Raw genomic sequence first — 25,354 nt, forward strand, 5'->3', positions numbered from 1 at the left:
AAACATGCGGGGTTCCGCGTCGTGCGGACAACAGAACCCGCGGCTGCGGCCCCCATGACCCGCGTCCGTTTCGAACCCTACGTCAACTCTGTGCCCGAGTGGTCCCCGGAAGACTGACCCGGATACGGCAGCCCCGAGCCGATTCGGCCACTCCGATCCGTCCGCCGTGCAGATCGACCGCCCAGCGCGCGATGGCCAGGCCGAGACCCGTACCGCCGTCGCTGGACTTCTTGCCCGGGGAATCGGTGTGGGTGCCCCGGTTGAAGCGTTCGAAGACCCGGTGCCACTCGGAGCGCGGGATGCCGGGGCCCTCGTCGAGCACTTCGAGATCCAGGGAGTCCGGGGACTCGCCGCGGCGGGCGCGGACCGTCACGCGGCCGTGCGGCGGGGAGTGCTTGACCGCGTTGTCGATCAGGTTCGCCACGACCTGGTGCAGCCGCTCCACGTCCGCGTGCGCGGTCAGCTCCGGCGGGGAGACGTCGAGCGTCAGATGCACGTCGGTACGCGTGTGCCGGCCCGAGCCGGAGGGCATCCCACGGCGCTGCGAGGCGACCATGTTGGCCTCCTTCAGGACGCCCGAGAGATACGGCCACACCTCGAAGCGCCGCGCGTGCAGCTGCACCACGCCGTTGTCGAGGCGGGACAGGTCGAGCAGCGTCTCGACGAGCCGGCCCAGACGCTCCGTCTGCTTCAGTGCCGTACGCATCGTCTCCGGGTCCGCCGCCGAGACGCCGTCGACCACGTTCTCCAGGACCGCGCGCAGCGCAGCGATGGGGGTGCGCAGCTCGTGCGAGACGTTGGCCACCAGCTCCTTGCGGTGCTGGTCCTGGGCCTCCAGGTCGTCGGCCATGCGGTTGATCGTCTGCGCGAGGTCGCCGAGCTCGTCACGGCGGTCGGCGCCGGAGACGCGGCGGGTGTAGTCGCCGTGCGAGATGGAGCGGGCGACCGTGGTCATCTCGTCCAGCGGCGCGGTCAGGGAGTGCGCCACGAACTGGGTGATGAGCAGGGTCGCGATCACTGAGAAGACCGTGATGAAGCGCAGCTCCGTCTTGGTCTGTATGGCGATCATCAGCAGGCCCGTGGTGATCAGCACGGAGATCACCACGAGGGTGCCCAGCTTGGTCTTGATCGAGAACGGCCGCAGATCCTGCAGCGACGCGACGAGCTTCGTCAGGACCCGGCCCTGGCGCGCCTGTCCGGTCGCCTCCGCCCGCTCCCGTACGTCCGCGGCCCGGCGCTGCAGCGCCTCACCGCGCCGGCCCTGGGCCTCCGCGCGGCGGCGCAGCGCGGCCGCGCCCCACAGGAGCAGCTGGGACCACCACAGCAGGGTGACCGCGAAGGGCCGCTTGACGATGCGGCGGACCACGGCGGCGCGGGCCGTACCGGACGCACCGCCCGTGCCTTCCGCGCCGCTCATGGCGTCGGCGTCTCCAGCGCGTAGCCCACCCCGTGCACCGTACGGATCCGCTCGGCGCCGATCTTGCGCCGCAGGGCCTTGATGTGGCTGTCGACGGTGCGGGTGCCGGACGCGTCGGCCCAGTCCCACACCTCGGCGAGCAGCTGCTCGCGCGAGAGCACCGCACGCGGGGTGTTCGCCAGGCAGACGAGGAGGTCGAACTCGGTCGGGGTGAGGTGTACGTCCTCGCTGCGCACGCGGACGCGGCGCTGCGCGTGGTCGATCTCCAGCTCGCCGAGCCGGAGTATCCCCGAGCGCGGGGTGGTCGCGGCGAGCGCGGCCCGCTCGACGCGGCGCAGCAGCACATGCACGCGTGCCGCCAGTTCCCGCATGGAGAAGGGCTTGGTCATGTAGTCGTCCGCGCCGACCCCGAGACCGACCAGCATGTCCGTCTCGTCGTCGCGCGCGGTCAGCATCAGGACCGGCACCGGGCGCGCGGCCTGGACGCGGCGGCAGACCTCGAGGCCGTCGAAACCCGGCAGCATGATGTCGAGGATCAGCAGGTCGGGCTGCCAGGCCTCGGCGGTGTCGACGGCCGCGGGGCCGTCCCCCGCCGTCTGCACCAGGAAACCCTCGGCCCGCAGCCGTGCGCTGATCGCGTCGACGATGGTGGCGTCGTCCTCGACGACGAGGACCCGTCGCTGGGCGCCTTGAGTGGCCGCCGTGCCGTTGTGGGAGGTGTGTGTCTGCTCCATGGCCCCGCCCCTGGGATACGCCTTCGTTGTCCGTGGTCCGACGCGTGGCTCTGCGTGGTACCGCTCGCCGAACCCCTCGCTCCGGAGTTCCGCGCGCAAAGATCCGCGTTGTCGGTCAGCAGCGTACGGGCAGTCACACCCCCTCGGCTATGCGGCCCTGATGGCGAGATGAACCACGTCGGGGACGCCGCGGACAACGGGGATCTCTTCCGTACGTACGTTGCTGAATCCGGCATTCCGCAACGACTCTTCAAAAACAGCGGACGGCTGCGCGGACCAAATCGCAAGAACCCCACCGGAGTTGAGCATCTCGCGGCACGCGGCGAGTCCTTGCGGAGAGTAAAGGGAGAGGTTTCCCTCGGTAACAGTCCAGTCCGGGCCGTTGTCGATGTCGAGGCAGAGTGCGTCGTATCTCTCATTTGCGGCGGAGGTCCCGGAGGGTGCCGCGGCGGGGGTTCCGGAGTGCGTTGCTCCGCGAATGACGGAGTGCGTTCCGCTGTGTACGTACGAGACGAGATCGGCCTGGACGATACGAGTCCTGTCGTCGCGCAGCGCCTCGCCCGAAATCTCCCGCAAGGGGCCGTTCTCATGCCATTCGATGATGGCTTCCTCGCGCTCGACCACATCGATCCGCCCCCACCGCGGATCGGCCGCCGCGTGCGCCAGCGAGAACCCGACCCCGAGCCCGCCGATCAGCACACTCGGCCGCTCCCGCCCCGGCGGCAGCGCGTCCCGCGCGGCATCCACGAGCAGCCGCTCCGACCGCCCGTCGGAGGTGTCCATCAGAAACGTGCCGTTGGCGATGATCTGCAGCAGGTCCCCGTGCCGCCGGAGCACCACCTCGCCGTGGGGGCCGGTGCGGCGGTCGAGGACGAGGGGCGGGGTGGGGTCGGTGTGCATGCGCCCATTGTGTCGGCCGGCGGTCGGCGGCGTCGGGGGATTTCGGCGCCGGCCCGGTCCCGCCCGGGTCGCGCCCCGCGCAGCGCGCCGTCCGCGATTCCCGGTGCGGCCCGGTCGGCAAATACGCTGGCCCCGTGACCCTCACCTGGACCCTTGCCGACGGCGAGGAGCGCACCGCCCGTTGGATCTCCGACTCCGGTGCGCCCGCGCCGCGCCGCGTCGTGCCCGCCGACAGCCGGATCGGTGTCGCCGCCGCGTACCGGCACATCTGTGAAGGCACCGCACTTCTGTGGACCGGCGACTACCCGTCGGCGCGGCAGCTCCTGACCTCGCTGGGGAAGCGGGCCGAGCCGCGGCGGCTGCCGAAGGCCCAGACGCTCACCGAGGCCTTCCATCTGCAGCGCCGCGAACAGGCCCGGCGGACCCGCATCCTCGGACTGCTGCTCGTCCCGTACGACGACGGCTGGACGATTCCGCTCAAGCGGGCGCCCGAGGTGGCCGAGGCCTGTACGCAGGCGTACGGGGAGTCCGAGGGCGCGGCCGTGGGGTCGCTGCGGGAGCTGCTCGGAGTGGTCGGCGCGTACGAGTGGCGCCGCAAGGGGGTCGAGATCCCGGCGCTCGGCGGTGACCGGATCCATCCGCACTACGGGGTGTTCTCGCCGGTGCGGGGGGAGTACCTGGACCTGGCGGCGGAGGCGGAGTTCCGTACGCCGGACGCCGCGGACCAGTCGTCCGGCGCAAGGGCGCCGCGCGTCGCGTTCGACATCGGTACCGGGACCGGTGTGCTCGCCGTGCTGCTCGCCCGGCGGGGCGTGCAGCGGGTGGTGGCCACCGACCTCGACGAGCGCGCGGTCGCCTGCGCGCGCGAGAACACCGAACGGCTCGGCGCGGGTGCCCAAGTCGACGTACAGCAGACCGACTTGTTCCCCGAGGGCCGCGCCGACCTGGTCGTCTGCAACCCGCCGTGGCTGCCGCTGCGCCCCCGCACCCGGCTCGACCACGCCGTCTACGACCCGGACAGCAGCTTCCTGCGGGGCTTCCTCGCGGGCCTGCCCGAGCACCTCACGCCGGGCGGCGAGGCCTGGCTGCTCCTCTCCGACCTGGCCGAACGCCTCGGCCTGCGCGGTGAGTCGGAGCTCGCCGACGCGATCGATGCGGCCGGCCTGAAGGTGACGGGCCGCGAGACCACCACGCCCCGGCACGGACGCGCGGCCGACCGCGACGACCCGCTGCACGAGGCACGCTCACGCGAGATCACCTCGCTGTGGCGGCTGGCGGTCCGGTAGGGCACCCCCGGCCCCGTCACCCCGGCCCGTCACGTCGGCCCCGTCACCCCGGCGCCCCCACGGCCGCCACCAGCGTCGCCGCCGAGACCCCGAGAAGCAGCAGCGCCCCGCCCAAATCGCGGTCCCCCACGCGCAGATGCGCGAGCACCGCGCCCACGAAGTACAGGACGAGTCCGGCCGCCGCCGCGATCCCGAGCGGGCGTACCGCCAGGCCCGCGAGCAGCCCCAGGGACCCTGCCCCCAGGCAGGCGCCCAGCGGGACCATCCAGGACACCGGCACGCGCAGCCGTTCCGCGATGGCCACGATCGCGGGATGCCCCGTGAAGTCGAGGTAGGCGCCCGCACCGGTCGCGGCGGCGGTCAGCAGAGTGAGCGTGAGGTAGGCGGCGTACATGATCAGGTCCCTTCCGTGGATCATCTCCACCGTCGCGGGGCCCTGGCCTGGCCGTCCAATACCTGCATCCATAGCCTGGCGGCATGGATGTGGACACCAGGCTGCTGCGCTACTTCGCCGCCGTCGCCGAGGAGGGCAACCTGACGCGCGCGGCCGAGCGGCTGTACGTGGCGCAACCCTCCCTGACGAAGCAGATCAAGCAGCTGGAGACGCTGCTCGGGGTGCAGCTCTTCGTCCGCTCCCGGTCCGGGATGGCCCTCACCGAGGCGGGCCGTGCGCTCGCCGCGCGGGTGCCGGACGTGCTCGACACCCTGCGCCACGCGGTGCGCGAGACAAAGGACGCGGCGAGCGGCGCGCAGCGCGTCCTGCGCGTCGGCATCATGGGCAGCGGCGCCAACGAGGCGACCCCGGCGATCATCGCGGCGTTCGGTGAGCGGCACCCCGGCCTGCGCGTGGAGATGCGGCAGGGCACGTGGTCCGAACCGACCGCGGGGCTCGCCGACGGCGAGGCCGACGCCGCCCTCCTGTATCTGCCGTTCCCCGGTCAGGAACGGTGGCGTACGGCCGAGTTGTTCACCGAGCCGCGCTGCCTCCTGCTGCCGTCCGGCCACCGCCTCGCGGACCGCGCGGAGGTCGACTTCAGGGAGCTGTGGGACGAACCGTTCGTGGCCGCCCCGGTCCAGGCGGGCGCCTGGCGCGACTGGTGGCTGGCGGCCGACGCCCGCGAGGGCCGCCCGCCAGTCGTCGGCGCCGAGACCCGTCACCCCGACGACTGGCTCAACGCCATCGTCAACGGCTACGGCATCGCCCTGGCTCCGTCCTCGGCCGCCCGTTTCTACCCGCGCCCCGGCATCACCCAGGTCGCGGTCACCGGCGTCGCCCCGTGCACCGCGGCCGTGGTCTGGTCACCGGCACGCGATGACGACCCGGTCGTACGGGGCTTCGTCGACGCGTGCAGAGTCGTGTGCGGGGCCACGGGGTGAGGGGCGTGGAGCCACGGGGCAACGGGGCCCACGGGGTGAGCTCAGCCTCAGGGCTCGACGAACCTCAACCCCAGGGCCCGACGAACCTCAACCCCAGGGCCCGACGAACCTCAGTCCCACCGCAGCACGAACGTCACGAACCCCAGCGCACCGCGATAGCCCTCGAGCCACGCCTCGCGGTGACTCTCCGCCTCCGCCAGCGCCTCGTTCGCCCCGCGGTGGGAGGGGTGGTCGAGGGCCCAGGCGGACAGGGTGCCGGTCCACGACCACTCGTAGTCGTCCCACTCGGCACGCGTGCTGACGTGCGCGTACACCGGGGTCCAGCCCGCCTCGGTGACCCGGGCGACCGTGCCCGCCAGATCCGTGTAGTCGTCCTTCTCGAAGCCGGCCGCGAGCGTACGGGCGTTGGGTTCGCGCTCCCAGAACGCCTCGCCCACGAGCACCCGGCCCTTGCGCGCCAGATGCCGTCCGCACGCGTCCAGCGTGGGCATCAGCCCGCCGAAGGCGTACGTGGAGCCGATACAGAGGACCGCGTCGTACGGCTCAGGGTCGCGGAACGTCATGGCGTCCCGCCGGTGCAGCGTGACGCGCTCGCCGAGCCCGGCCGCGTCGAGGCGCTCCTGCCCGCGGGCGAGCGCCGGTTCGCTGAGGTCGACCCCGTCGCCGGTGACGCCCGGCCGGCCGGCCGCGGCCCGCGCGAGCCACTCCGCCGCCCCGCACCCGAGATCGAGCACCCGCTCGTCGCCCCGCACCAGGGCCCGCCCGAGCAGCCGCTCCACCGAGGCGTCCTGCAGGGGCGCGCCGATGGGGTGCTCGCCGTGCGCGATCGAGCTGATCGTCTGCCGGTTCATGAAGGTCATGAGGGAATCCTGCCGGGGCGGTGTCGCGGGTGACCATGGTCCGGCCGGAGCCGCGGTATGTGGGGGACGGGGTTCTATCCCGTGGGCCCCACGAACCTCGCGTTCGTCAGCGGCGCGACGATCCGCCATCCCACCGCCTCGTAGAGGAGCCGCCCTTCAGGCGTGCACGCGAGGACCGCGCGGGTCGAGCCCTGGGCGCGGGCCGCGGCGTGCAGCGTGCGCATGACCGCCTTGCCCAGGCCCCGGCGCTGGTGCTCCTCGGCCGTCTCGATCTGGTCGACGACCGCGCTCGCGCCCACCGGCGCGATCTGCCCGCGCGCGGCGAACGAGCCGTCCTCGTCGGCGACCAGGACGCGGGTGACGCCGCCGCGCGTCCAGGTGTGCATCCGGTACCCGTCCGCGAGGACGACCTCCGGCTCCGGCCGCAGCTCCGTCGTCATCAGATAGTCGCCCGAGCCGTACGGTTCCCAGCCGGGAGCGAGCCACGGCACGACGCGTGCGGGGTCGGCGAACACCTTGAGGTGCCAGTTCACCCCGCGGCTCGACTCGGTGACCTTACGGACGTCCGCTTCGAGTACGGCGTCGTTGGTGGCGGCCAGGACATGGCGGCTGACGTGCGGGATCTGCCCGACGTGCACGGTGTAGCCCCACGGCTCCACGACGGGTTCCGAGGCACCGCGCGACACGACCCACCCGTCGACCCATTCCCTGACGTTGACGTCCTCGCGCGCGCTCTCCATGAGCAGGTCCCCTCCCGTGAGCTCCAGTGCCGTAATAGATGAACACGGCCATGGACCCTTACGCAAGGGGTTTCTGTGCGAGGCGGGGGCGGCGGATTGCTCAACGCCCGCGCCGCAGCCGGACCCAGCGGCCGAACCCCCAGTGGTTGTCCGGCGAAGGGGCGGGCGTCTTGCGTTCGGCCTCCGCCTGGATCTCCACGTACGCGTCGTGGGACGTGGCGCGGAACGCCTCCTCGTACGCCGCGAGCGCACCGCTCATCGCCCCGCCGCCAGTGCCCCGCCGCCGGATCCGCGCGGCCAGCCAGATGAAGGGGCCGAGCATCAGGGCGAAGGCGCCGGTAATGATCAGGAACGGTACGAGCGCACTCATGCCCACGAGCCTACGGGCCCGCCGGTGCCCGCCCGCGCAGACCGTGACGCCCGCCCGTCCGCCGAGTCCGTGACGCCCCGCTCGCGAGCCGATCGCTCACAGCGAACGCGTGCCGGGGAACATTCGGAGGCGCACAAGCATTGAGTCGGCATAGCTCAACTTGAATGCCGAAGGGGAGATCATGGCTTCGACGTCCTCACCGCTCACCCTGCCCGTCCTGCCGCTCGACGACGAGGTCGTCCTGCCCGGTATGGTCGTTCCGCTCGACCTCAACGATCCCGATGTACGCGCCGCGGTGGAGGCCGCCCAAGCCGCCGCACGCGGCCAGACCGGCAAGCCACGCGTCCTGCTGGTGCCGCGCATCGACGGGACCTACGCGGGCATCGGCGTCCTCGGCACCGTCGAGCAGGTCGGCCGCCTCGCCGACGGCGACCCCGGCGCCCTGATCCGCGCCCGCCGCCGTGTGCGGATCGGCGCGGGCACGACCGGACCGGGCGCCGCCCTGTGGGTCGAGGGCACGCAGGTGGACGACAGTGCGCCCGAGCCGCTGCCGGGCTCCGTCACCGAACTGATCAAGGAATACAAGGCACTTGCCACCAGCTGGCTCCGCAAGCGCGGCGCCTGGCAGGTGGTCGACCGCGTCCAGCAGATCGACGACGCGGGCGCCCTCGCCGACAACTCCGGTTACTCGCCGTTCCTGACCACCGCCCAGAAGGTGGAGCTCCTGGAGACCACCGACCCGGTGGCCCGCCTCAAGCTCGCCATCCAGTGGCTCGGCGACCACCTCGCCGAGCAGGATGTCGCCGAGTCCATCGCCAAGGACGTCCAGGAGGGCGTCGACAAGCAGCAGCGCGAGTTCCTGCTGCGGCGCCAGCTCGAAGCCGTACGCAAGGAGCTTCGGGAGATCAACGGCGAGGACGACGGCGAGGAGTCGGACGACTACCGCGCCCGCGTCGAGGCCGCCGACCTGCCCGAGAAGGTACGGGAGGCCGCGCTCAAGGAGGTCGACAAGCTGGAGCGGTCCAGCGACCAGTCCCCCGAGGGCAGCTGGATCCGCACCTGGCTGGACACGGTGCTCGAACTGCCGTGGAGCGAGCGCACCGAGGACGCGTACGACATCCAGGGCGCCAAGGCGGTCCTGGACGCCGAGCACGCGGGCCTCGACGACGTGAAGGAGCGGATCACCGAGTACCTGGCGGTGCGCAAGCGGCGCAGCGACCGGGGCCTGGGTGTGGTCGGCGGGCGGCGCGGCGGTGCCGTGCTCGCGCTCGTCGGGCCGCCCGGCGTCGGCAAGACCTCGCTCGGCGAGTCCGTGGCGCACGCGATGGGGCGCAAGTTCGTACGCGTCGCCCTCGGCGGTGTCCGCGACGAGGCGGAGATCCGCGGCCACCGGCGTACGTACGTCGGCGCGCTGCCGGGCCGTATCGTCCGCGCCATCAGGGAGGCCGGGTCCATGAACCCGGTGGTGCTGCTCGACGAGATCGACAAGGTCGGCTCCGACTTCCGCGGCGACCCCGCGGCCGCCCTCCTCGAAGTCCTCGACCCGGCGCAGAACCACACCTTCCGCGACCACTACCTGGAGGTCGAACTCGACCTCAGCGACGTGGTGTTCCTGGCCACGGCCAACGTGCTCGAAGCCATCCCGGAGGCCCTGCTCGACCGCATGGACCTGGTCCGGCTCGACGGCTACACCGAGGACGAGAAGGTCGTCATCGCCCGCGACCACCTGCTGCCCCGGCAGCTGGAGCGGTCCGGTCTCAACGGTGACGAGGTCACGGTCGACGAGGACGCGCTGCGCAAGCTGGCCGGCGAGTACACGCGGGAGGCCGGTGTCCGCAACCTGGAGCGGGCCATCACGCGCGTGCTCCGCAAGGTCGCGGCCCAGCACGAACTCGGCGACCGCGAGCTGCCGTTCACGGTCGGCGCCGACGATCTCCGTACGCTCATCGGGCGCCCGCACCATGTGCCCGAGTCCGCCCAGGACCCGGCCGAGCGCCGCACCGCCGTACCGGGTGTGGCCACCGGCCTCGCGGTCACCGGCGCGGGCGGCGACGTGCTCTTCGTCGAGGCCTCGCTCGCCGACCCGGAGACGGGCGCGGCAGGTCTGACCCTGACCGGCCAGCTCGGCGACGTGATGAAGGAATCGGCACAGATCGCTCTGAGCTTCCTGCGCTCGCACGGCGCGGAACTGGAGCTCCCGGTGGGCGACTTGAAGGACCGCGGGGTCCACATCCACTTCCCCGCGGGCGCGGTGCCGAAGGACGGGCCGAGCGCGGGCATCACGATGACCACCGCCCTCGCGTCCCTGCTCTCCGGCCGCCAGGTCCGTACGGACGTGGCCATGACCGGCGAGGTCTCGCTCACCGGCCGGGTGCTGCCCATCGGCGGCGTCAAGCAGAAGCTGCTTGCCGCACACCGGGCGGGCGTCACCACGGTGATCATCCCGAAGCGCAACGAGGCCGATCTGGACGACGTCCCCGCGGAGGTCCTGGAGAAGCTGGAGGTCCACCCGGTGACGGACGTACGGCAGGTCCTGGAACTGGCCCTGTCGCCGGCGTCGAACGGGGCGCCCGCGGAGGTTCCGGTCGCGGCGTGACGGACGCGTCCGGATGACGAAGGCCCGGGTCCCCTCCCAAGGGGGCCCGGGCCTTCCGCACGCCACCGCACCCCCGGCATACGCTTCCCCCATGCTCAACGACACCGACCTCGCCCACCTCCGCCGCTGCGTGGAACTCGCCGAGGAAGCCCTGGACGCAGGCGACGAACCCTTCGGCTCCGTCCTCGTCGACGCCGACGGGAACGCCCGCGCCGAGGACCGCAACCGCGTCGCGGGCGGCGACCACACCCGCCACCCCGAGTTCGAGCTCGCCCGCTGGGCCGCCGCCCACATGACCCCCGAGGAGCGTGCGGGCGCCACCGTCTACACCTCCGGCGAGCACTGCCCGATGTGCTCGGCCGCCCACGCCTGGGTCGGCCTCGCCCGCATCGTCTACGTGGCCTCCTCGGCCCAGCTCACCCGGTGGCTCACCGACCTCGGCGTTCCGACGGGCCCGGTCGCGCCCCTCCCGGTGAACACGGTCGCCCCGGATGTCGTCGTCGAGGGCCCGGTCCCCGAGCTGGAGGACGAGATCCACGCCCTGCATGTCCGCCTGCACACCGGCAAGTAGGGGCGCGTAGGGGACGTACGGGCAGGCTGCGGCCCACTTACACCGTCAGCCACCCCCGCAGCGTGGCCTGCACCCCGGCCTGGAACCGCGTCTGCGTGTCGAGCACCTGCATCAGCCGCGTGATCCGTCGCCGCACCGTATGGACATGGACGTCCAGACGGCGCGCGATCGCCTCGTCCTTCAGGCCCGACGCGAGCAGCGTCAGCAACTCCCGGTCCTCCTCGGTCACCTGGCCGTCCGGGTCCGAGCCGATCGGCACCGCCCGCTCCCACACCGCCTCGAACAGCGGCACCAGCGCGTGGCTGAGCAGCGCGTCACGGATGACCAGGGCCGAGGCGGTCGGGTCGGCCGCGTCGGTCGGCGGCAGCAGCGTCACCCGCCGGTCCACCATGAACAGCTTGGTCGGCAGATCCTTGCCGACGCGGATCTGGACGCCTTGCGCGGCAAGGTCGTTCAGCCCCCGGGCGCGGCCCGCGAACGTCATGCCCTCGCCGTCCACGACCACCCGCACCCGGGCGCCGCGGCGCACCGGCGCGGCCACGTCGAGCGGGGCGGGCATGCCGTTGGGCGTGCTGGACGCGTACGGCGGGCGGTCGAGGAGCGCGACCTCCTCGGTCGCCGACGCCAGCATCGTGGCCACCCGTTCGGCGATGGCCGCACCGCCGCGTACGGTCTCGACGCCGAGCATCGGCGCACTTGTGTCGGCGGTGCTCATCAGCTGCGCCGCGAGCCGGTCCACCGAGCCGGTGAGCTCCTCCAGGTCGGCCGAGCGGCGCAGCAGCTCCGCCTGGTGCCGGTGCAGTTGATGGCGCAGGGCCGTCGCCGGCGGGACGGCGACGGGCAGCTCGCCGCGGCGGGGCGGCGGCAGCGTGAAACCGTGCTGGTCGAGGTGCCGCAGGGCGCCCAGGACCCGCCGCGGCCCCAGCCCGACCGCACGCGCCAGCTCCGCGCGGGAGCCGTGCCCGGCCCCGCCGAGCAGCGCTTCGTACACCCTCAGTTCGTCCGGCCCGAGCCCGAGAGCCTGCCATTGCGTGTCGTCCCCACCCGATGTCACCGGGCGATTCTCGGCCGATAGATGCAGGCCACACAAGTGTGCACGTCCACAAGTGACCACCGGCAGCACATTGTTCGCGGCCGCCGTCCGGCCGTTGCATGTCCGCATCCGGATTCCGTTTACCCGTCCGTCAGGGGCCGTCCCGTACAAGGGGCGGTCCCCTGCAGGTCGGTCCCGTGCAGGGACAGCGAAGGGAAGAGTCGTGCGGACTTCAGCGAACAGACGCGGAGCAGACAGGCCGGGAGGCATATCCGTCGGCCACGGAGTGGCGGCGCTGCTCGCCGCCGCCGGTCTCCTCGTCACCGGGGTGCCGGCCGCCCACGCGGCGGACGCACCGGCGGCCGCGGTCACCGAGCCGGACCCGGGCACGGACACCCCGTCGCTCGTGACCGGCCTGGACGAGGAGGTCTCCGCCGCGCAGAGCCCCGCCGACGCGGCGCGCGGCCACCTCAAGGCGAAGAAGAGCCGCTACCACATCGCGGACACCTCGGCGAAGGACCTCACCTCGCTGGGCACGTCCACGGCCAAGGGCGGCAAGGAGACCGTACGGCTCCAGCAGAAACACCAGGGCATCCCAGTACTCGGCGGCCAGTACCTGGTCCGGATGACGAAGAAGGACGGCAGGCGCACCGTCACCGGCACCTCGGGCAGCTACTTCACCGAGGTGCAGCTGGACTCGGTCACCCCGAAGGTCTCCGAGAAGACCGCCGTGGAGCGCGCGGTCAGCGCCGTCACCGCGCAGCTGGGCGGCGGGCCGCTGCGCGCACCGGCCAAGGGGGAGAAGCCGGGCTCCGGTCCGCTGACCGGCGAGGCCGTGGACCTGGCGATCCTGCCGCAGGGCAGTGGCGTGCTGACCCGGCACATCACGGTCACGGGCGTGAACCCGGCGGACGGTACGGCCGTCAAGCAGGAGGTGTACGTCGACGCCCACTCGGGCTTCCCGGTCCTGCAGTACAGCAGCATCCGGACCTTCGGCGCGTCCGCCCCGGCCGCCGCCGCAGGCGCCGCGGACGCGACGGAGCCCGCCCCGGAGGAGGCCGCCACCGCGGACGCGCCCTCGTTCGTGGTGAAGGGCACAGGAACCCGCTACAACGGCGAGAAGGCCGACCTCAACCTGTACAAGGGCGGTGACGGCACCTACCAGATGTACGACTACGGGTTCCGCGACGCGGCCGACCCGTACAACGGCCCCCTGCTGCAGACCTGGGACGCCCGCGGCGCCGATGTCTCCCAGGCGTCGGGCGTCTGGCCCAGCAATGCGCAGATCTTCAAGTCCGCCACGCCCGACCTGGGCGCGGAGTTCACCGACTCCGGTGCGGTGGACGCCCATTGGGCCGCGAACAAGGTATACGCGTACTACAAGGACCACTTCGGGCGGAAGGGACTCGACGACAAGGACGGGTACATGTACTCGCTCGTCGGCGTCACCGCCAACGGGCAGCCGTACAACAACGCTTTCTGGGACGGCACCAAGATGGTGTACGGCAAGGGCGGCGGCGACTACCGCACCCTGTCCGCCGACGCCGACGTCGTCGGCCACGAGATGACCCACGGCGTCGTCCAGCACACCGCGAACCTCGTCTACGCGGGCCAGTCCGGCGCCATGAACGAGGCGCTCGCCGACTACTTCGGCAACGCCATCGACCTGGAGGCCAACGGCCAGTCCATGGACGACCCGGACGCGGGTCTGCTCGGCGAGGACCTGTGCACCACGCTGAGCCCGCGCGAGTGCGCGCTGCGCGACCTCAACGACGGCGCCACCACGTCCGAGGACTTCATCGGCGTCAGCTACCGCGGCGACAACGGCGGCGTGCACCTCAACTCCACCATCTTCTCGGGCGCCCTGTGGGACCTGCGCGAGGACCTCGGCGCCGAGTTCGCCGACCAGATCGTCTACCGCGCCATGTCCGCGTACATGACGCCGCTCGACGGCTTCACCGAGGGCCGCGCCGCCGTGCTCGCGGCCGCCAAGGAACTCGGCGCCACCAAGGCGCAGTTGACGGTGGTCAAGCGCTCCTTCGACGCCCACGGCATCGCACCGGGCTGGGAGAAGGCGCTCGGTGTGGACACCGACACGCTCCTGTCCACGGTCAACGTGGCGGGCACCGGCGTCTCCGCGGCCGGCGGCAAGTACGCGCTGTCGCGCTCCAACGAGGAGGGCAGCGAGCCGTACGCGATCTGGACGGGCAACACGAACGGCAAGGGCACGCCCCAGCTCCTGAGCCCGAACAACGGCAACTACAACGTCTACGCGAGCACCGACGGCAAGAACGTGGCCTGGGCCGAGTTCACCTACGGCGCGGTCAACATCCACGTGCGCCCGATCGGCGGCGGCCTCGACAAGGTCGTCGACGCCCTCGGCGCCCAGGTCACCTCCGTCAAGCTCGACGGTGACGTCCTCGTGTACACGTACATCAACCCGAGGTCCGGCTTCGAGCAGGCCCGGTACGTCAACATCAAGACCGGCGAGACCAAGGAGCTCGCTCCCAACCCCGTCAGCGTCACGGCACTCACCTCGGTGCGCGACGGCAAGATCGCCTACGCGAAGCTGTGGGCCGAGTCCGACGGCTACAAGCTCGGCGTCGAGGTCTACGACACGGCCACCGGAACGAAGACGCTGATGCCGATCGACAAGAACACGGTCGCCGGCGTCGGCCAGACCGAGATCACCGACGACGGCGTCTTCTGGATCGAGGACGGCGACGGCACCGACACCGGTCGGGCCGCCGTCATGCGCGCGGCCGCCGACGGCACCGGACGCGCCACGATCACCCCGGAGTCCGGCGACGGCGCCCTGCACGCGTACCAGCTCACCGCCTCCGACGAGGCCGTCACCGTGGTGACGCTCCCGGCGGCCACGTCGTGGGCCAACGCGACGCTGCCGAAGCTGTACCAGGCCGCCCCCGACGGCAAGGGCGGTGCGCAGCGCATCTCCTGCAACCGCGGCGACCAGGTCTACGCGTCCGCCGACACCGGCACCCGCGTCCTGTGGCTCGACGGCACCACCGGCTACACGAACCTCGTGAAGCGCGACCGCCCGGCGGGCCGCTGCTGATCCTGCACATGTACGAGTGGAGGCCCGGCCACCCCCACAGGTGGCCGGGCCTCCACGTTCAGGGACGGGGCTCAGCCGTTGGCCAGTGCGACCACGCGGTCCAGCGCTCCGTTGAACTTGTTGTGGTCACCGACGATCGGGCCGGACGACGTGTACTGCCACATCGTGTAGAAGCCCCAGCCGGCCGGCAGCGTGCCCGGTGTGGTGTTGTAGCGCGCGATCCACAGCGGGTTGGTGGAGCCGAAGCCGCCGTAGTTCCCGGTGCACTGGGTCCACCAGCTCGTCGCCGTGTAGATCACCGCGTCGCGCCCGGTGCGCGCCTTGTAGCGGTTGAGGAAGTCGCGGATCCAGGTCACCATCGCCGACTGCGACTTGCCGTAGCAGGCCGCGCCGTACGGGTTCCACTCGATGTCGAGGACGCCCGGCAGCGTCTTGCCGTCGCGGGACCAGCCGCCGCCGTTGTTCACGAAGTAGTCGGCCTGGGCGGCGCCGGTCGTCGTGTTGGGGGTCGCGAAGTGATACGCGCCGCGGATCATGCCGATGTTGTACGAGCCGTTGTACTGCTGCGCGAAGTACGGGTTCTTGTAGTACGTGCCTTCGGTCGCCTTGACGTAGGCCCACTTCACGCCGCTGGTCCACAGGGCCGACCAGTTGACGTTGCCCTGGTGGCTGGAGACGTCGACGCCCTCGGTCTGGACGGCGCGGGTCTCGCGGGGCAGCCCGCCCTGGCCGTCGTGGGCGACGACGCCCATGCCCATACGGGCCTCGCCGCGTTCGGGCTTGTCGGCGCCCTGGGCGGTGGCGGGGAGGGTGAACAGGAGGGAGAGGACGGCGAGCAGGACGCCGGCGGCTGTCAGTCGTGAGCGGGGGCTCACGCGGCGCGTGGTACGGGGTCTTCCGGGTCTGTGCACGGACATTGCGTGCCTCCGAAGGCCTCGTGGAGTCCGGTGGACAGGGGGGACTCCAGGGTGGGGGGATCTGTCGACATGTCGCTCCGGTGACGGCGTGGACATGTCACTAAGAAGCTACGCACAGCGACTCGCGTGGGGGAAGAGGGCCATGGGGCTGCCGTTGGTCTACGCCTGCGAAATACTGGCCGAGCTGCGGCAACAGCCGCGGCCGGCAGAAACTTTCAGCATCCGGAAAGCGTTTCATGGCCTCTGAAGTGCACGACCGCCCCGACGACAACGCGCGTCCCGGCGCGCCGGAAAATGGTGTGGACCACGAATTCCTGGCTCTGGAGCGGGAGTTGACGGTGCTGCTGCGGCGCGCACGGGCCAGCTCCGGCGAGATGGCGCGCGCGGTCCACCCCGATCTGGAGCCCGCCGCGTACGGACTGCTCGTCCGCCTGGAGGAGACGGGGCCGCAGCGGGCCACGGACCTCGCCGGTTACTTCGGCGTCGGCAAGGCGACGATGAGCCGTCAGCTGCGCGCCCTGGAGGACCTCGGCCTGGTGGCCCGCGACCCCGACCCGGCCGACGGCCGCGCGGCGCTGCTGCGCCTCACCGACGAGGGGCGGGCCCGCTTCAGCACGGTCCGTACGGCCCGCCGCGAGCGCTACGTACGGCAGCTGGCCGACTGGGACCGCGGCGAGGTGGCCGAACTGGCACGGCTGCTGCAGCAGTTGAACGCGGGCGGCGAGCAGTAGAACCGGCCGCGCCCGGTCCGCTGCGAGCCGCAGCCCCGGCCTACAGCTCGACCCACACGACCGTCGCGTCGTCATGCGCCTTGCCGCGGGCCCGTACGCCCGCGGCTTCCCGCTCCCGCTCCAGGACGCGCACGCGGTCGATCAGGCCCTGCGGGCCCGCCTTGCGCACGAAGGCGAAGCACTCGGACCAGTCGCCCTCGCCGAAGGTGTCGGACCAGCGGCCCGCGCCGTCGGTCAGGCCGACGAGGGTGCGGACGGCGGTGCGCGGCCAGGTGCCCGTGACCGCGCGTGCGGCGGCCGAGGGGTCCGCGGCGGCCGTGAAGAAGCCGTCCTCCGCATTGCGCAGCGACTCGACGGCGGCCACGTACTCCCGCGCCGCCGCGTCCCGTTCGGGCGAGCCTTCCGGCAGCGCGCGCACCGCGTCACGGGCGTTCGTCACCCGCGCCGGCAGCGTGTCCAGTCTGCGGTCGGCCACCACGGTGACGTCCCCGGCGGGTGACTCGGCGAGCAGCAGGGAGTCCGACAGGACGAGGTGTTCGACCCGCTCCGCGTCCCACCGCGCGAGGACCACCGTCGCCTGAGGCGTACGAGGGTGAGAAAGGTCACACGTGGAGCGGTGGGCTTCGGCGGTGCGGGCGATGGCCAGGGAGAGGATCCCGGCCAGGTCCATGTCCCGCCGTGAAACGGACAGTTCACCCAGGGCGCCGCCGAGACTCGCCACGAACCAGGGCACGTCGTGCACACAACCGTCGTCCCCGGCCGGTGGCGTCACCCCGTCCAGGACGACCAGCGTCCCGCCCTTTCCCGAGGCGGGCAGGGCCACGGACGCGAAGTCCTCGTTGGGGCGTGCGGGGTCACCGGGGTCCGTGGAGAGTTCGACGCGCATCCATGCAGTCTGCACGAGTGTGGACGGGACCTTCACAGAGGGCGAGTCCGACGGGAGTTGGCCCGGGGGCCCCGTTCCTGGCCTGGACCAGACCCTTCTGCGCCGGGAGGGCGGGGCATCTTGCCAAAGGCCGGGCCCGCCGTCCAACCGGCGCCGCGCACGGTCCCGTATCGATGTCGAACCGGAACTTGATCCCTCAACTCCCGGCGATGTTCACTCCTTCGGGTGGCCCGCCCGATGATGGGCGACCGCCACACAGGCGCGCTGGAATGGTCATAAGCCGTACCAGAGAGGGCACGTCACCACACCGGACCCAGAAGGTGGACGACGCGACACACCAAGCAGCCCCCGCGCCCCGCAGCACACCCAGGGCGCACGACGCGACAGAACAAGAACATCGAGAGCAACGAGGATGCGAGCACCGGTGCAGAGCAAGCCGACGGCTCCTCAGGCCCGTCAAGGCCGTACGCCAGACCGTTCTCCGGGCGGGAAGGCCGACCCGGCGGCGAAGGGCCGCAAGACGGTCCGGGTACGCAGCCGTCTGATCGTCGCCGTCGCGGTCGTCACCGCGGCCGTCGCGGGTGCGGGCGCACCCGCCGTGCTCGGCGCGTCCTCCCAAGTCGCACAGACGCAGCGCCTGGTGGAGCTCGCGGAGCTCACCCGGCAGACCACCACCCTCGCGCACGCGCTCACCGACGAGCGGGACGAGATCACCGCGTACATCGCGGCGGGCCGTCCCGAGGACAAGCGTCCCGGCAGCGGTGAGCGCATCGACCGGCAGATCGCCGAGCTGCGGGCCGAGGCGCCCGCGGACCTGCGCGCCGACCTCGCCGAGTTCGCGGGCATCCGCAAGAAGGCGCTCGGCGGCAAGGGCTCGGCGCTCGACGCGCACAAGGCGTACACGGTCGCGCTCACCGAACTGCACCGCCTCACCGAGCACCTCGCCGACCTGCTGCCGCCGCGCGCGGGCGCGGGCCGGCACGCGCTCGCCGACCTCGACCGGGCCGTCTCGGAGGCCGCCGCCGTCCGCGGTCTGCTGCTCGCCGCGTACGCGACGCCGCGCAGCGTCCCGCAGACCGTGATCGACCCGGTGACCGGGCTCGCCGTCACCACCACGGCCCGCAGCGACGACGACAAGCGCCGCGACGCGCTCACCGCCGCCGCCCAGGAGGCGCAGCGCTCCGAGCAGGCCGCGCTCGACGCGTTCACGGTCGCCGCGCCCGTGGAGCAGCGCACCAAGCTCAGCACCACCGTCTCCGGCCCCGAGGTCTCCACCGCGGAGCGCTACCTCGCCCGGCTGACCGACCGGCCGACGCTCAGCCCCACCGAGCTCGGCTACAACCGCGAGAAGATCGAGACCGCGCTCACGGCCCGGATCGACCAGCTCCGCAGCGTCGAGAACAGCCTCGCCACCGACCGGATCGCCGAGCTCTCCGCCCTCCGCGACGACGACGTCACCGCCCTCGAACTGCGGATCGCGCTGGTCGGCGCGCTCGCTCTGCTCGCGCTCGGCGTCGGGATCGCCGTGGCGCGCACGCTCACCCGCCCGCTCGCGGTCCTGCGCCTGGGCACGGCGCGCCTCGCGGCCGGCGCGGGCGGCGAGGAGCCGGTGCGGTTCACCGGGCGCAACGACGAGTTCGCCGCGGTCGTACGGTCCGTCAACGCGCTGTACGAGCGCACCGCCAAGCTGCACGAGCGGACCGGGGTTCTGGAGGCCGACCGGGCGCATCTCGTCGGGGAGCGCGAGAAGCTGGCCTGTGAGCGGGTCGAGCTGCGCAAGGAACTCGCCGCGGCACGCGATGCGTTGCACCACGCCGAGGAATCCGTTCAGCACACCTTCGTCAACCTCGCGCTGCGCACCCTCGGGCTGGTCGACCGGCAACTCGCCGTCATCGAGGGCATGGAGGACCGCGAGGAGGACCCGGAGCGCCTCGCCACGCTCTTCAAGCTCGACCACTTCGCGACCGTGATGCGCCGCCACAGCGAGAACCTGCTGGTCCTCGCGGGCGCCGAGCACAAGCACACGCATCCCGGTCCGGTGCCGCTCGTCGACGTCGTACGGGCGGCGGTCAGCGAGATCGAGCGTTACGACCGCGTCCGCATCGGCTCGCTGCCGCCCCACGCCCACCTGGCGGGCTTCGCGGCGGACGACCTCAGCCACCTCCTGGCCGAACTCCTGGAGAACGCCACGTCGTTCTCGCCGCCCGACGCTGCCGTCGAGGTCTCCGGGTGGCTCCTGGAGAGCGGCGAAGTCATGCTCTCCGTGCAGGACGAGGGCATAGGACTCGCCCCCGAACGCCTGCACGCGGTCAACGTGCTCCTCACGGACTTCGACCCCGAGGCGCTCCACACGGCCGACGATGAGGGCCTCGGCCTGGGCCTGCACGTGGTCTCCCGGCTCGCCGCGCGCCACGGCGTCCGCGTCGAACTCCGCGACCAGCCCACGACCTCCGGCACGACGGCCACGGCCACCCTGCCCAAGCCCATCCTGGCCGCGGGCCCCGCCACCTCCCACACCCACCACCTCACGTCCCCGTTCCCGACGTCGCCGGTCCACCTGGCGGGCGCGGAGGCGGAGGCCAACTCGAACGAGCTGGGTGGGCGGGCTCGGGGGGTTGTGGGGGAGCCACTGGAGTCGGGCGCGGCGGCGGCCGAGGCACCGGCCCCGGAGCCGGCGGTCCAGGAGCAGGTGGCTGCCGATGCCGAGGCGTCGGCTGCTGATGCCGTACGGGATACGGCGGCTGATGCCGTACAGGACGAGGCGCTCGATGTCGTACGGGATGCAGACGGTGACGACGACGCAGACGCCCAGGTCGTACGGGTATCCGTAGCCGAATCCGCGGCGGAACCCGCCGACGCTGTCGAGCCCGAGCCCGAGCCCGAGCCCGAGCCCGAGCCCGGGGCACGGCAGACGGCCGGTGACGAGCTGTCGTCCGCCGGCCAGGAGGCGCCGCTGGGCGAGGACTTGGTCGCCGCGGCCTTCGGTGCGCGAGCGCCGCGCGATGACGTGGCGGAGGCCCACGAGGCCGAGGAAGACACGGCCGACGGTGCCGGGACCGTTCCCGGCACCGAAGACCCGGCCGTCACCTCCGAGACCACCCTCGAACTCACCCTCCCTGTCCCGGAACCGGCCACAGAACCGTCTGCCGAACCGGCCACAGAACCGGCCGCAGAACCGGCGGCCGCCCGCATCCCGGCCCCGTCCCCCGAGCCCACCCCGCCACCCGCCGCCCCCGCGCTCACCCAGCCCATCCCCGACGACCACGCGCACGAGCGGGTCGCCGATGAGGTGCCGCAGGCGGAGGACGCGGCGCGTGCGGGTAAGTGGGAGCGGGTCACCGAGAAGGGGTTGCCCAAGCGCACCCCCAAGGTCAGCGCGCCCAGTGCGACGGCCGCGCCCCGGCGTCCCCAGGGTGTGGACGCCGACGCGCTCCGCCGCCGTCTCGCCCACTTCCGCCAGGGCGCCCAGGCGGGCCGCCGCGACGTGGAGGCCGAACTCACCGACGGCCGGCCCGAGTCCGTCGGCCGGCCTGAGTCCGTCGGCCGCCCCGAGCCCGAGGCCCGGACCCACCCCGAGCCCGAAGCACGGCCCGAAGCGCAGCCCGCCCCGGGCACCGAGCCCACCCCCAACGCCGCGCCCGCCCTGGGCACCGAGCCGACCCACAACGCGCAGCCCGCCCTGGGCACCGAGCCGACCCACAACGCGCAGCCCGCCCCGGGCACCGAGCCCACCCCCAACGCCGCGCCCGCCCCGGGAACCGAGCCCACCCCCCGCGCACAGCACGGCACACCCCCCACGCCCCCCATAGACCCTCAAGTCCCACCTCAGCGCACCCAGTCCGCGCACCAGACGAAGACCGACCCGCAAGAGACCACGGATCCGGGGGACTCACTCAAGGAGGCCCGCAGTTGACGGTGTCCAGCACGCCCGGTGCGCTCAGCACCGAGGCCCGTAACCTGCACTGGCTGCTGACGAACCTGGTGGAAGAGGTGCCGGGACTCCTCTCGGTCGCCGTCGTGTCGTCGGACGGACTGCTGCTGCTGTCCTCGGATCCGGGGCAGCACCAGGAGCGCACCCCTTCCCCAGCGAGCCCCCGCGGCTCCAGCGCCGACCTCGCCACCATCGTCTCGGGACTCGGCAGCCTCACCGTCGGCGTCGCCCGGCTCATGGAGGGCGGCGGCGTACGGCAGACCATGGTCTCCATGGACGAGGGCAGCCTCTTCGTGATGGCCATCAGCGACGGCTCCCTGCTCGGTGTGCACGCCACCCCCGACTGCGACATGAGCGTGGTCGCGTACCACATGGCCCTGTTCGTGGGCCGTGCCGGCCACGTCCTGACCCCCGAACTCCGCAGCGAGCTGCGCCAGTCCAGGGAACGGGACCAGCAGGCGGAGGCGGGCCTCCGGTGACCCCCGCGAAGCTCCCCGTGCGCGGCGCGGACCGGCGCCCCGCGCGCGTCCGCCCGTACTCCCTGACCGGCGGCCGAACGCGCTTCGGCCATGTGCTGCTCGTCGAGACCTTCGTCGCGGCCGTCCCCGCCATCGAAGGCGGCGACGAGCGCCCCGAACTCCCGAACGGCAGCCTGCACACGAAGGTCATGCCGGAGCTGCGGGCCATCGTGGAGATCTGCCGCAGGATGCGCACGGTCGCCGAGATCGCCGCGCTGCTCAAGATGCCTCTCGGCGTGGTGCGCGTGCTGCTCAGCGACCTCGCCGACCAGGGAAGGATCCGTGTGTACGGGACCGGGCACGGCCCCGGCCGCCCGGACCGCGCTCTGCTCGAAAGGGTGCTGGGTGGACTCCGCCGTCTCTGACCCGCGGACCGTCGCGGACGGTCCCATACCCCTGGCCGAACCGGCCGAAGAGGGCGCCAAGGCCTGGCAGCTGGACCGCACCCGCGCCCCCGTCGCCACGAAGATCGTGGTCGCGGGCGGCTTCGGCGTCGGCAAGACGACCCTGGTCGGCTCGGTCTCGGAGATCACTCCGCTGCAGACCGAGGCCCTGATGACCGAGGCCTCCGCCGCGTCCGACGACCTGTCCGCGACCCCGGACAAGGCGACCACCACCGTCGCCATGGACTTCGGCCGGATCACGCTCGACGACGACCTGGTCCTGTACCTCTTCGGCACTCCGGGCCAGCAGCGCTTCTGGTTCATGTGGGACGACCTGATCCGCGGCGCGATCGGCGCCGTCGTGCTGGCCGACACCCGCCGCCTCGACGACTGCTTCCCCGCGCTCGACTACTTCGAGAGCTGCGGACTGCCGTACGTGGTGGCCGTCAACCACTTCGAAGGCACCGAGGAGTTCGCGGCCGAGGACGTGCGCGAGGCGCTCACCGTGCCCGACCGCATCCCTGTCCTGATCATGGACGCGCGCCGCCGGATCCCGGTCGTCGAGACGCTGCTCGCCCTCGTGGGCCACGCACTCGATCTCACCCCTGCCTGAACCACTCTTATTCCACCGGGGAGTTGCCCATGCGCAAGATACTCATCGTCGGAGCCGGCCAGTCCGGTCTCCAGCTCGCCCTCGGCCTGCAGTCGCAGGGCTACGAGGTCACCGTGATGTCCAACCGGACGGCGGACGAGATCCGGGCCGGGCGGGTCATGTCCACACAGTGCATGTTCCACACGGCGCTGCAGCACGAGCGCGATCTGTCGCTGAACTTCTGGGAGTCCCAGGCCCCGCGCATCGAGGGCCTCGGTGTCTCGGTCGCAGGGCCGGAGTCGCAGCGGGTCATCGACTGGGTCGGCCGCCTCGACGGCCACGCGCAGTCCGTGGACCAGCGCGTGAAGTTCGCCGGCTGGATGGAGACCTTCGCGCAGCGCGGCGGCCAGCTGGTCATCCACGGCGCGGCCGTCTCCGACCTCGACTACTTCTCGCGGACCTACGACCTCGTCCTGGTCGCCGCGGGCAAGGGCGAGCTCGTCTCGATGTTCGGCCGCGACGCCGCCCGCTCCCCGTACGCGGAGCCGCAGCGCGCCCTCGCCGTCTCGTACGTGCACGGCCTGGGCACCCGCCCCGAGCACCCGGACTTCGACGCGGTCCGCTGCAACCTCGTGCCCGGCGTCGGCGAGCTCTTCGTGATGCCCACGTTCACCACGTCGGGCCGCGCCGACATCCTCTTCTGGGAAGGCATCCCGGGTGGTCCGCTCGATGTCTTCCAGGGCGTGAAGGACCCCTCCGAGCACCTGGCGCTCACGCTGGAGCTGATGGAGAAGTTCACCCCGTGGGAGTATGCGCGCGCCACGAAGGTCGAGCTCACGGACGCGGGCGCCACGCTCGCGGGCCGCTATGCGCCCACCGTCCGCAACCCCATCGGCCGGCTGCCCGGCGGCGGTCTGGTCCTCGGCGTGGCCGACGTGGTCGTGGCCAACGACCCGATCACGGGCCAGGGCTCCAACTCGGCCTCGAAGTGCGCCGCCTCGTATCTCTCCTCGATCGTCGAGCACGGCGACCGCCCCTTCGACGAGGCCTGGATGCAGTCCGCGTTCGACCGCTACTGGACGACGGCCCAGCACGTCACCAAGTGGACGAACGCGATGCTGTCGCCGCCGCCGGAGCACGTCCTGAACCTGATCGGCGCGGCGGGCGAGCTGCAGCCGGTGGCGGACCGTTTCGCGAACGGTTTCAACGACCCCTCGGACTTCGAGGAGTTCTTCTACGAGCCGGAGAAGGCGGGCGCGTACCTGACGTCCGTTGCTCCGTAGCGGTCCTTCAGGCCTTGGGGGCGGGTCGTACCGCCCCCAATACGGCCCGCCCGCCCAGTGGTTGCACCTCCACCCGGCCTCCGGGGCGAGGTGCGACCACTTCGCCGTTCCCCGCGTACAGCGCCACATGTGCCGCGGACGGTCCGTACACGATCACGTCGCCGGGCCGCACCGCCTTCAGCGGCACCCGCTCCAGCTCCTCCCACTGCCCGCGCCCCGTCCGCGGCAGCTGCACACCGGCTCGCTCCCACGCCGCCCCCGTGAACCCGGACGCGTCGAAGGCCTTCGGCCCCCGCGCCCCTGTCGCGTACGGCTTGCCCACCTGGGCCCGCGCCCACCGCACCGCCTCCGCACCGCCACGGGACGCCTGCGCGCCGCCCGGGCCGGGCAGCGCGCCCGACGCGAGCAGCTCGTCGCGGTCCTCGGCCGCGTCCGTCTTCTCCAGTTTCCGCAGTTCCGCGAGCTCCTCCGCGCTCACCGAGGCCAGCCGTCGCTCCACGGCGTCCAGCTTCTTCACCGCCGTGTCCCGCTGCTTCTTCTGCTTCCCCGCGAGCACCTGCTGCTGGTCGAGGGCCTTGCGCGCCGCGGTCGCCAGCCGGTCCGCGGTCCGCTCCTGCGTGCTCAGCCGCCCCACCGTCTCCACCCGCTCCCGCGCGAGCCGCGCGATCACATGCTTCTGGTCGAGCGCGGTCCGCGGATCGGCGGAAAGCAGCAGCCGTACGTAGCCGTCGAAGCCGCTCGCCCCCTGGTACTGCTGCCGTGCGAGCCGCCCCGCCGCCAGCCTGCTGTCGATCAACAGGAGCCGTGAGCGGGCGAGTTCGGCGTTCTTGCGGCGTGTGTCGGCGGTCTGCCGCTTCAGCTGCTCGGCGGTCGTGTTGTACGTCTCGGTGGCCTGCTCGGCCGCCCGGTACAGCTTCTGCAGATCGGCGAGGAGCGCGGCCACCGGCTTCCCGGCCGCCGCGGCGGGGACATCGGGCTCGGGCGCCGAGTGCGCCGCACCACCCGCCGGCACCACCACCGAGGCCGCGGCCACCGCGGCCGCGCAGACCAGCCGCAGTACACGCCCTGACACGCCATCACCTCCGGTCGCGGGGCGGGCGGCCCCCTCCGGGCGGCCCGACAGCCCACGAGGAGCATGCGTCGACGGCAGGCT

At 72.4% G+C, this 25,354-nt stretch carries 22 protein-coding genes; 11 read left to right on the forward strand and 11 right to left on the reverse strand.

The genetic code is table 11. The features are described from left to right. Positions 1-82: 82 nt before the first annotated feature. From ACIBI4_RS23890 to ACIBI4_RS23900, 3 genes are all read right to left on the reverse strand, one after another. On the reverse strand, positions 83-1,144 hold the full coding sequence (locus ACIBI4_RS23890) for an ATP-binding protein (RefSeq protein WP_399206092.1): 1,062 nt from the start codon (positions 1,142-1,144) through the stop codon (positions 83-85). A 269-nt stretch (positions 1,145-1,413) separates the two neighbouring features. Next, on the reverse strand, positions 1,414-2,151 hold the full coding sequence (locus ACIBI4_RS23895) for a response regulator transcription factor (RefSeq protein WP_399206025.1): 738 nt from the start codon (positions 2,149-2,151) through the stop codon (positions 1,414-1,416). Between the two features lie 147 nt (positions 2,152-2,298). Then, complete coding sequence (locus ACIBI4_RS23900; RefSeq protein ID WP_399206026.1) at positions 2,299-3,051, reverse strand: spermidine synthase; 753 nt, start codon at positions 3,049-3,051, stop codon at positions 2,299-2,301. A 134-nt stretch (positions 3,052-3,185) separates the two neighbouring features. Between ACIBI4_RS23900 and ACIBI4_RS23905 the strand changes: the two genes are divergently transcribed. Further along, positions 3,186-4,337: a 50S ribosomal protein L11 methyltransferase gene (locus ACIBI4_RS23905; RefSeq protein ID WP_399206027.1), complete on the forward strand. Its 1,152-nt coding sequence runs from the start codon at positions 3,186-3,188 to the stop codon at positions 4,335-4,337. Positions 4,338-4,380: 43 nt separating this feature from the next. On the opposite strand, the gene ACIBI4_RS23910 is transcribed toward ACIBI4_RS23905, so the two are convergent. Further along, entirely contained in the window at positions 4,381-4,755 is a 375-nt protein-coding gene (locus tag ACIBI4_RS23910; RefSeq protein ID WP_399206028.1) for a DoxX family protein, read from the reverse strand. Between the two features lie 59 nt (positions 4,756-4,814). Here ACIBI4_RS23910 and ACIBI4_RS23915 point away from each other — a divergent pair, with 59 nt between their 5' ends. Further along, positions 4,815-5,714 (forward strand): LysR family transcriptional regulator, encoded by a 900-nt coding sequence (locus ACIBI4_RS23915; protein ID WP_399206029.1) that lies wholly within the window; start codon positions 4,815-4,817, stop codon positions 5,712-5,714. Between the two features lie 110 nt (positions 5,715-5,824). Here ACIBI4_RS23915 and ACIBI4_RS23920 read toward each other — a convergent pair whose 3' ends face one another. The 3 genes from ACIBI4_RS23920 to ACIBI4_RS23930 all read right to left on the reverse strand — a co-directional run bounded on the left by ACIBI4_RS23920 (position 5,825) and on the right by ACIBI4_RS23930 (position 7,684). After that, the gene (locus ACIBI4_RS23920; protein ID WP_399206030.1) at positions 5,825-6,574 is read right to left on the reverse strand and encodes an SAM-dependent methyltransferase; all 750 of its coding nucleotides are present in this window, start codon (positions 6,572-6,574) and stop codon (positions 5,825-5,827) included. A 74-nt stretch (positions 6,575-6,648) separates the two neighbouring features. Then, positions 6,649-7,314 (reverse strand): GNAT family N-acetyltransferase, encoded by a 666-nt coding sequence (locus ACIBI4_RS23925; protein WP_399206031.1) that lies wholly within the window; start codon positions 7,312-7,314, stop codon positions 6,649-6,651. Between the two features lie 100 nt (positions 7,315-7,414). Continuing rightward, positions 7,415-7,684: a hypothetical protein gene (locus ACIBI4_RS23930; RefSeq protein WP_399206032.1), complete on the reverse strand. Its 270-nt coding sequence runs from the start codon at positions 7,682-7,684 to the stop codon at positions 7,415-7,417. Positions 7,685-7,865: 181 nt separating this feature from the next. Here ACIBI4_RS23930 and lon point away from each other — a divergent pair, with 181 nt between their 5' ends. Both lon and ACIBI4_RS23940 read left to right on the forward strand, forming a co-directional pair. Next, entirely contained in the window at positions 7,866-10,280 is a 2,415-nt protein-coding gene (gene lon, locus ACIBI4_RS23935; RefSeq protein ID WP_399206033.1) for an endopeptidase La, read from the forward strand. Between the two features lie 91 nt (positions 10,281-10,371). Continuing rightward, a complete protein-coding gene (locus ACIBI4_RS23940) occupies positions 10,372-10,851 on the forward strand; it encodes a nucleoside deaminase (protein ID WP_399206034.1) in 480 nt (159 codons plus the stop codon). A 37-nt stretch (positions 10,852-10,888) separates the two neighbouring features. On the opposite strand, the gene ACIBI4_RS23945 is transcribed toward ACIBI4_RS23940, so the two are convergent. Further along, a complete protein-coding gene (locus tag ACIBI4_RS23945) occupies positions 10,889-11,905 on the reverse strand; it encodes a LuxR family transcriptional regulator (RefSeq protein WP_399206035.1) in 1,017 nt (338 codons plus the stop codon). A gap of 202 nt (positions 11,906-12,107) precedes the next feature. On the opposite strand from ACIBI4_RS23945, the gene ACIBI4_RS23950 reads away from it, so the two are divergent. Continuing rightward, a complete protein-coding gene (locus tag ACIBI4_RS23950; RefSeq protein WP_399206036.1) occupies positions 12,108-14,960 on the forward strand; it encodes a M4 family metallopeptidase in 2,853 nt (950 codons plus the stop codon). A gap of 71 nt (positions 14,961-15,031) precedes the next feature. Here the strand turns inward: ACIBI4_RS23950 and ACIBI4_RS23955 are convergent, their stop codons facing one another. After that, the gene (locus ACIBI4_RS23955; protein WP_399206037.1) at positions 15,032-15,877 is read right to left on the reverse strand and encodes a lysozyme; all 846 of its coding nucleotides are present in this window, start codon (positions 15,875-15,877) and stop codon (positions 15,032-15,034) included. Positions 15,878-16,113: 236 nt separating this feature from the next. On the opposite strand from ACIBI4_RS23955, the gene ACIBI4_RS23960 reads away from it, so the two are divergent. After that, positions 16,114-16,608: a MarR family winged helix-turn-helix transcriptional regulator gene (locus tag ACIBI4_RS23960; RefSeq protein ID WP_399206038.1), complete on the forward strand. Its 495-nt coding sequence runs from the start codon at positions 16,114-16,116 to the stop codon at positions 16,606-16,608. 40 nt (positions 16,609-16,648) lie between these two features. Here ACIBI4_RS23960 and ACIBI4_RS23965 read toward each other — a convergent pair whose 3' ends face one another. Further along, entirely contained in the window at positions 16,649-17,494 is an 846-nt protein-coding gene (locus ACIBI4_RS23965) for a hypothetical protein (protein ID WP_399206039.1), read from the reverse strand. 424 nt (positions 17,495-17,918) lie between these two features. Between ACIBI4_RS23965 and ACIBI4_RS23970 the strand changes: the two genes are divergently transcribed. The 5 genes from ACIBI4_RS23970 to ACIBI4_RS23990 are packed head-to-tail and all read left to right on the forward strand — an operon-like array spanning position 17,919 to position 24,201. Next, positions 17,919-21,407, forward strand: coding sequence for a nitrate- and nitrite sensing domain-containing protein (locus ACIBI4_RS23970; RefSeq protein ID WP_399206040.1), 3,489 nt, complete (start codon positions 17,919-17,921; stop codon positions 21,405-21,407). Further along, positions 21,404-21,904: a roadblock/LC7 domain-containing protein gene (locus ACIBI4_RS23975; protein ID WP_399206041.1), complete on the forward strand. Its 501-nt coding sequence runs from the start codon at positions 21,404-21,406 to the stop codon at positions 21,902-21,904. Before ACIBI4_RS23970 ends, ACIBI4_RS23975 begins: the two co-directional genes overlap by 4 nt. Beyond that, the gene (locus ACIBI4_RS23980) at positions 21,901-22,308 is read left to right on the forward strand and encodes a DUF742 domain-containing protein (RefSeq protein ID WP_399206042.1); all 408 of its coding nucleotides are present in this window, start codon (positions 21,901-21,903) and stop codon (positions 22,306-22,308) included. The genes ACIBI4_RS23975 and ACIBI4_RS23980 overlap by 4 nt, the downstream gene beginning before the upstream one ends. Beyond that, on the forward strand, positions 22,289-22,939 hold the full coding sequence (locus ACIBI4_RS23985; RefSeq protein ID WP_399206043.1) for a GTP-binding protein: 651 nt from the start codon (positions 22,289-22,291) through the stop codon (positions 22,937-22,939). The genes ACIBI4_RS23980 and ACIBI4_RS23985 overlap by 20 nt, the downstream gene beginning before the upstream one ends. Positions 22,940-22,968: 29 nt before the next feature. Then, the gene (locus tag ACIBI4_RS23990) at positions 22,969-24,201 is read left to right on the forward strand and encodes a styrene monooxygenase/indole monooxygenase family protein (RefSeq protein WP_399206044.1); all 1,233 of its coding nucleotides are present in this window, start codon (positions 22,969-22,971) and stop codon (positions 24,199-24,201) included. A 7-nt stretch (positions 24,202-24,208) separates the two neighbouring features. Here the strand turns inward: ACIBI4_RS23990 and ACIBI4_RS23995 are convergent, their stop codons facing one another. Next, positions 24,209-25,273, reverse strand: coding sequence for an NlpC/P60 family protein (locus tag ACIBI4_RS23995; protein WP_399206045.1), 1,065 nt, complete (start codon positions 25,271-25,273; stop codon positions 24,209-24,211). Positions 25,274-25,354 lie beyond the last annotated feature (81 nt).

The sequence above is a fragment of the Streptomyces sp. NPDC050418 genome (genome assembly GCF_044458745.1).
Taxonomy (GTDB): domain Bacteria; phylum Actinomycetota; class Actinomycetes; order Streptomycetales; family Streptomycetaceae; genus Streptomyces.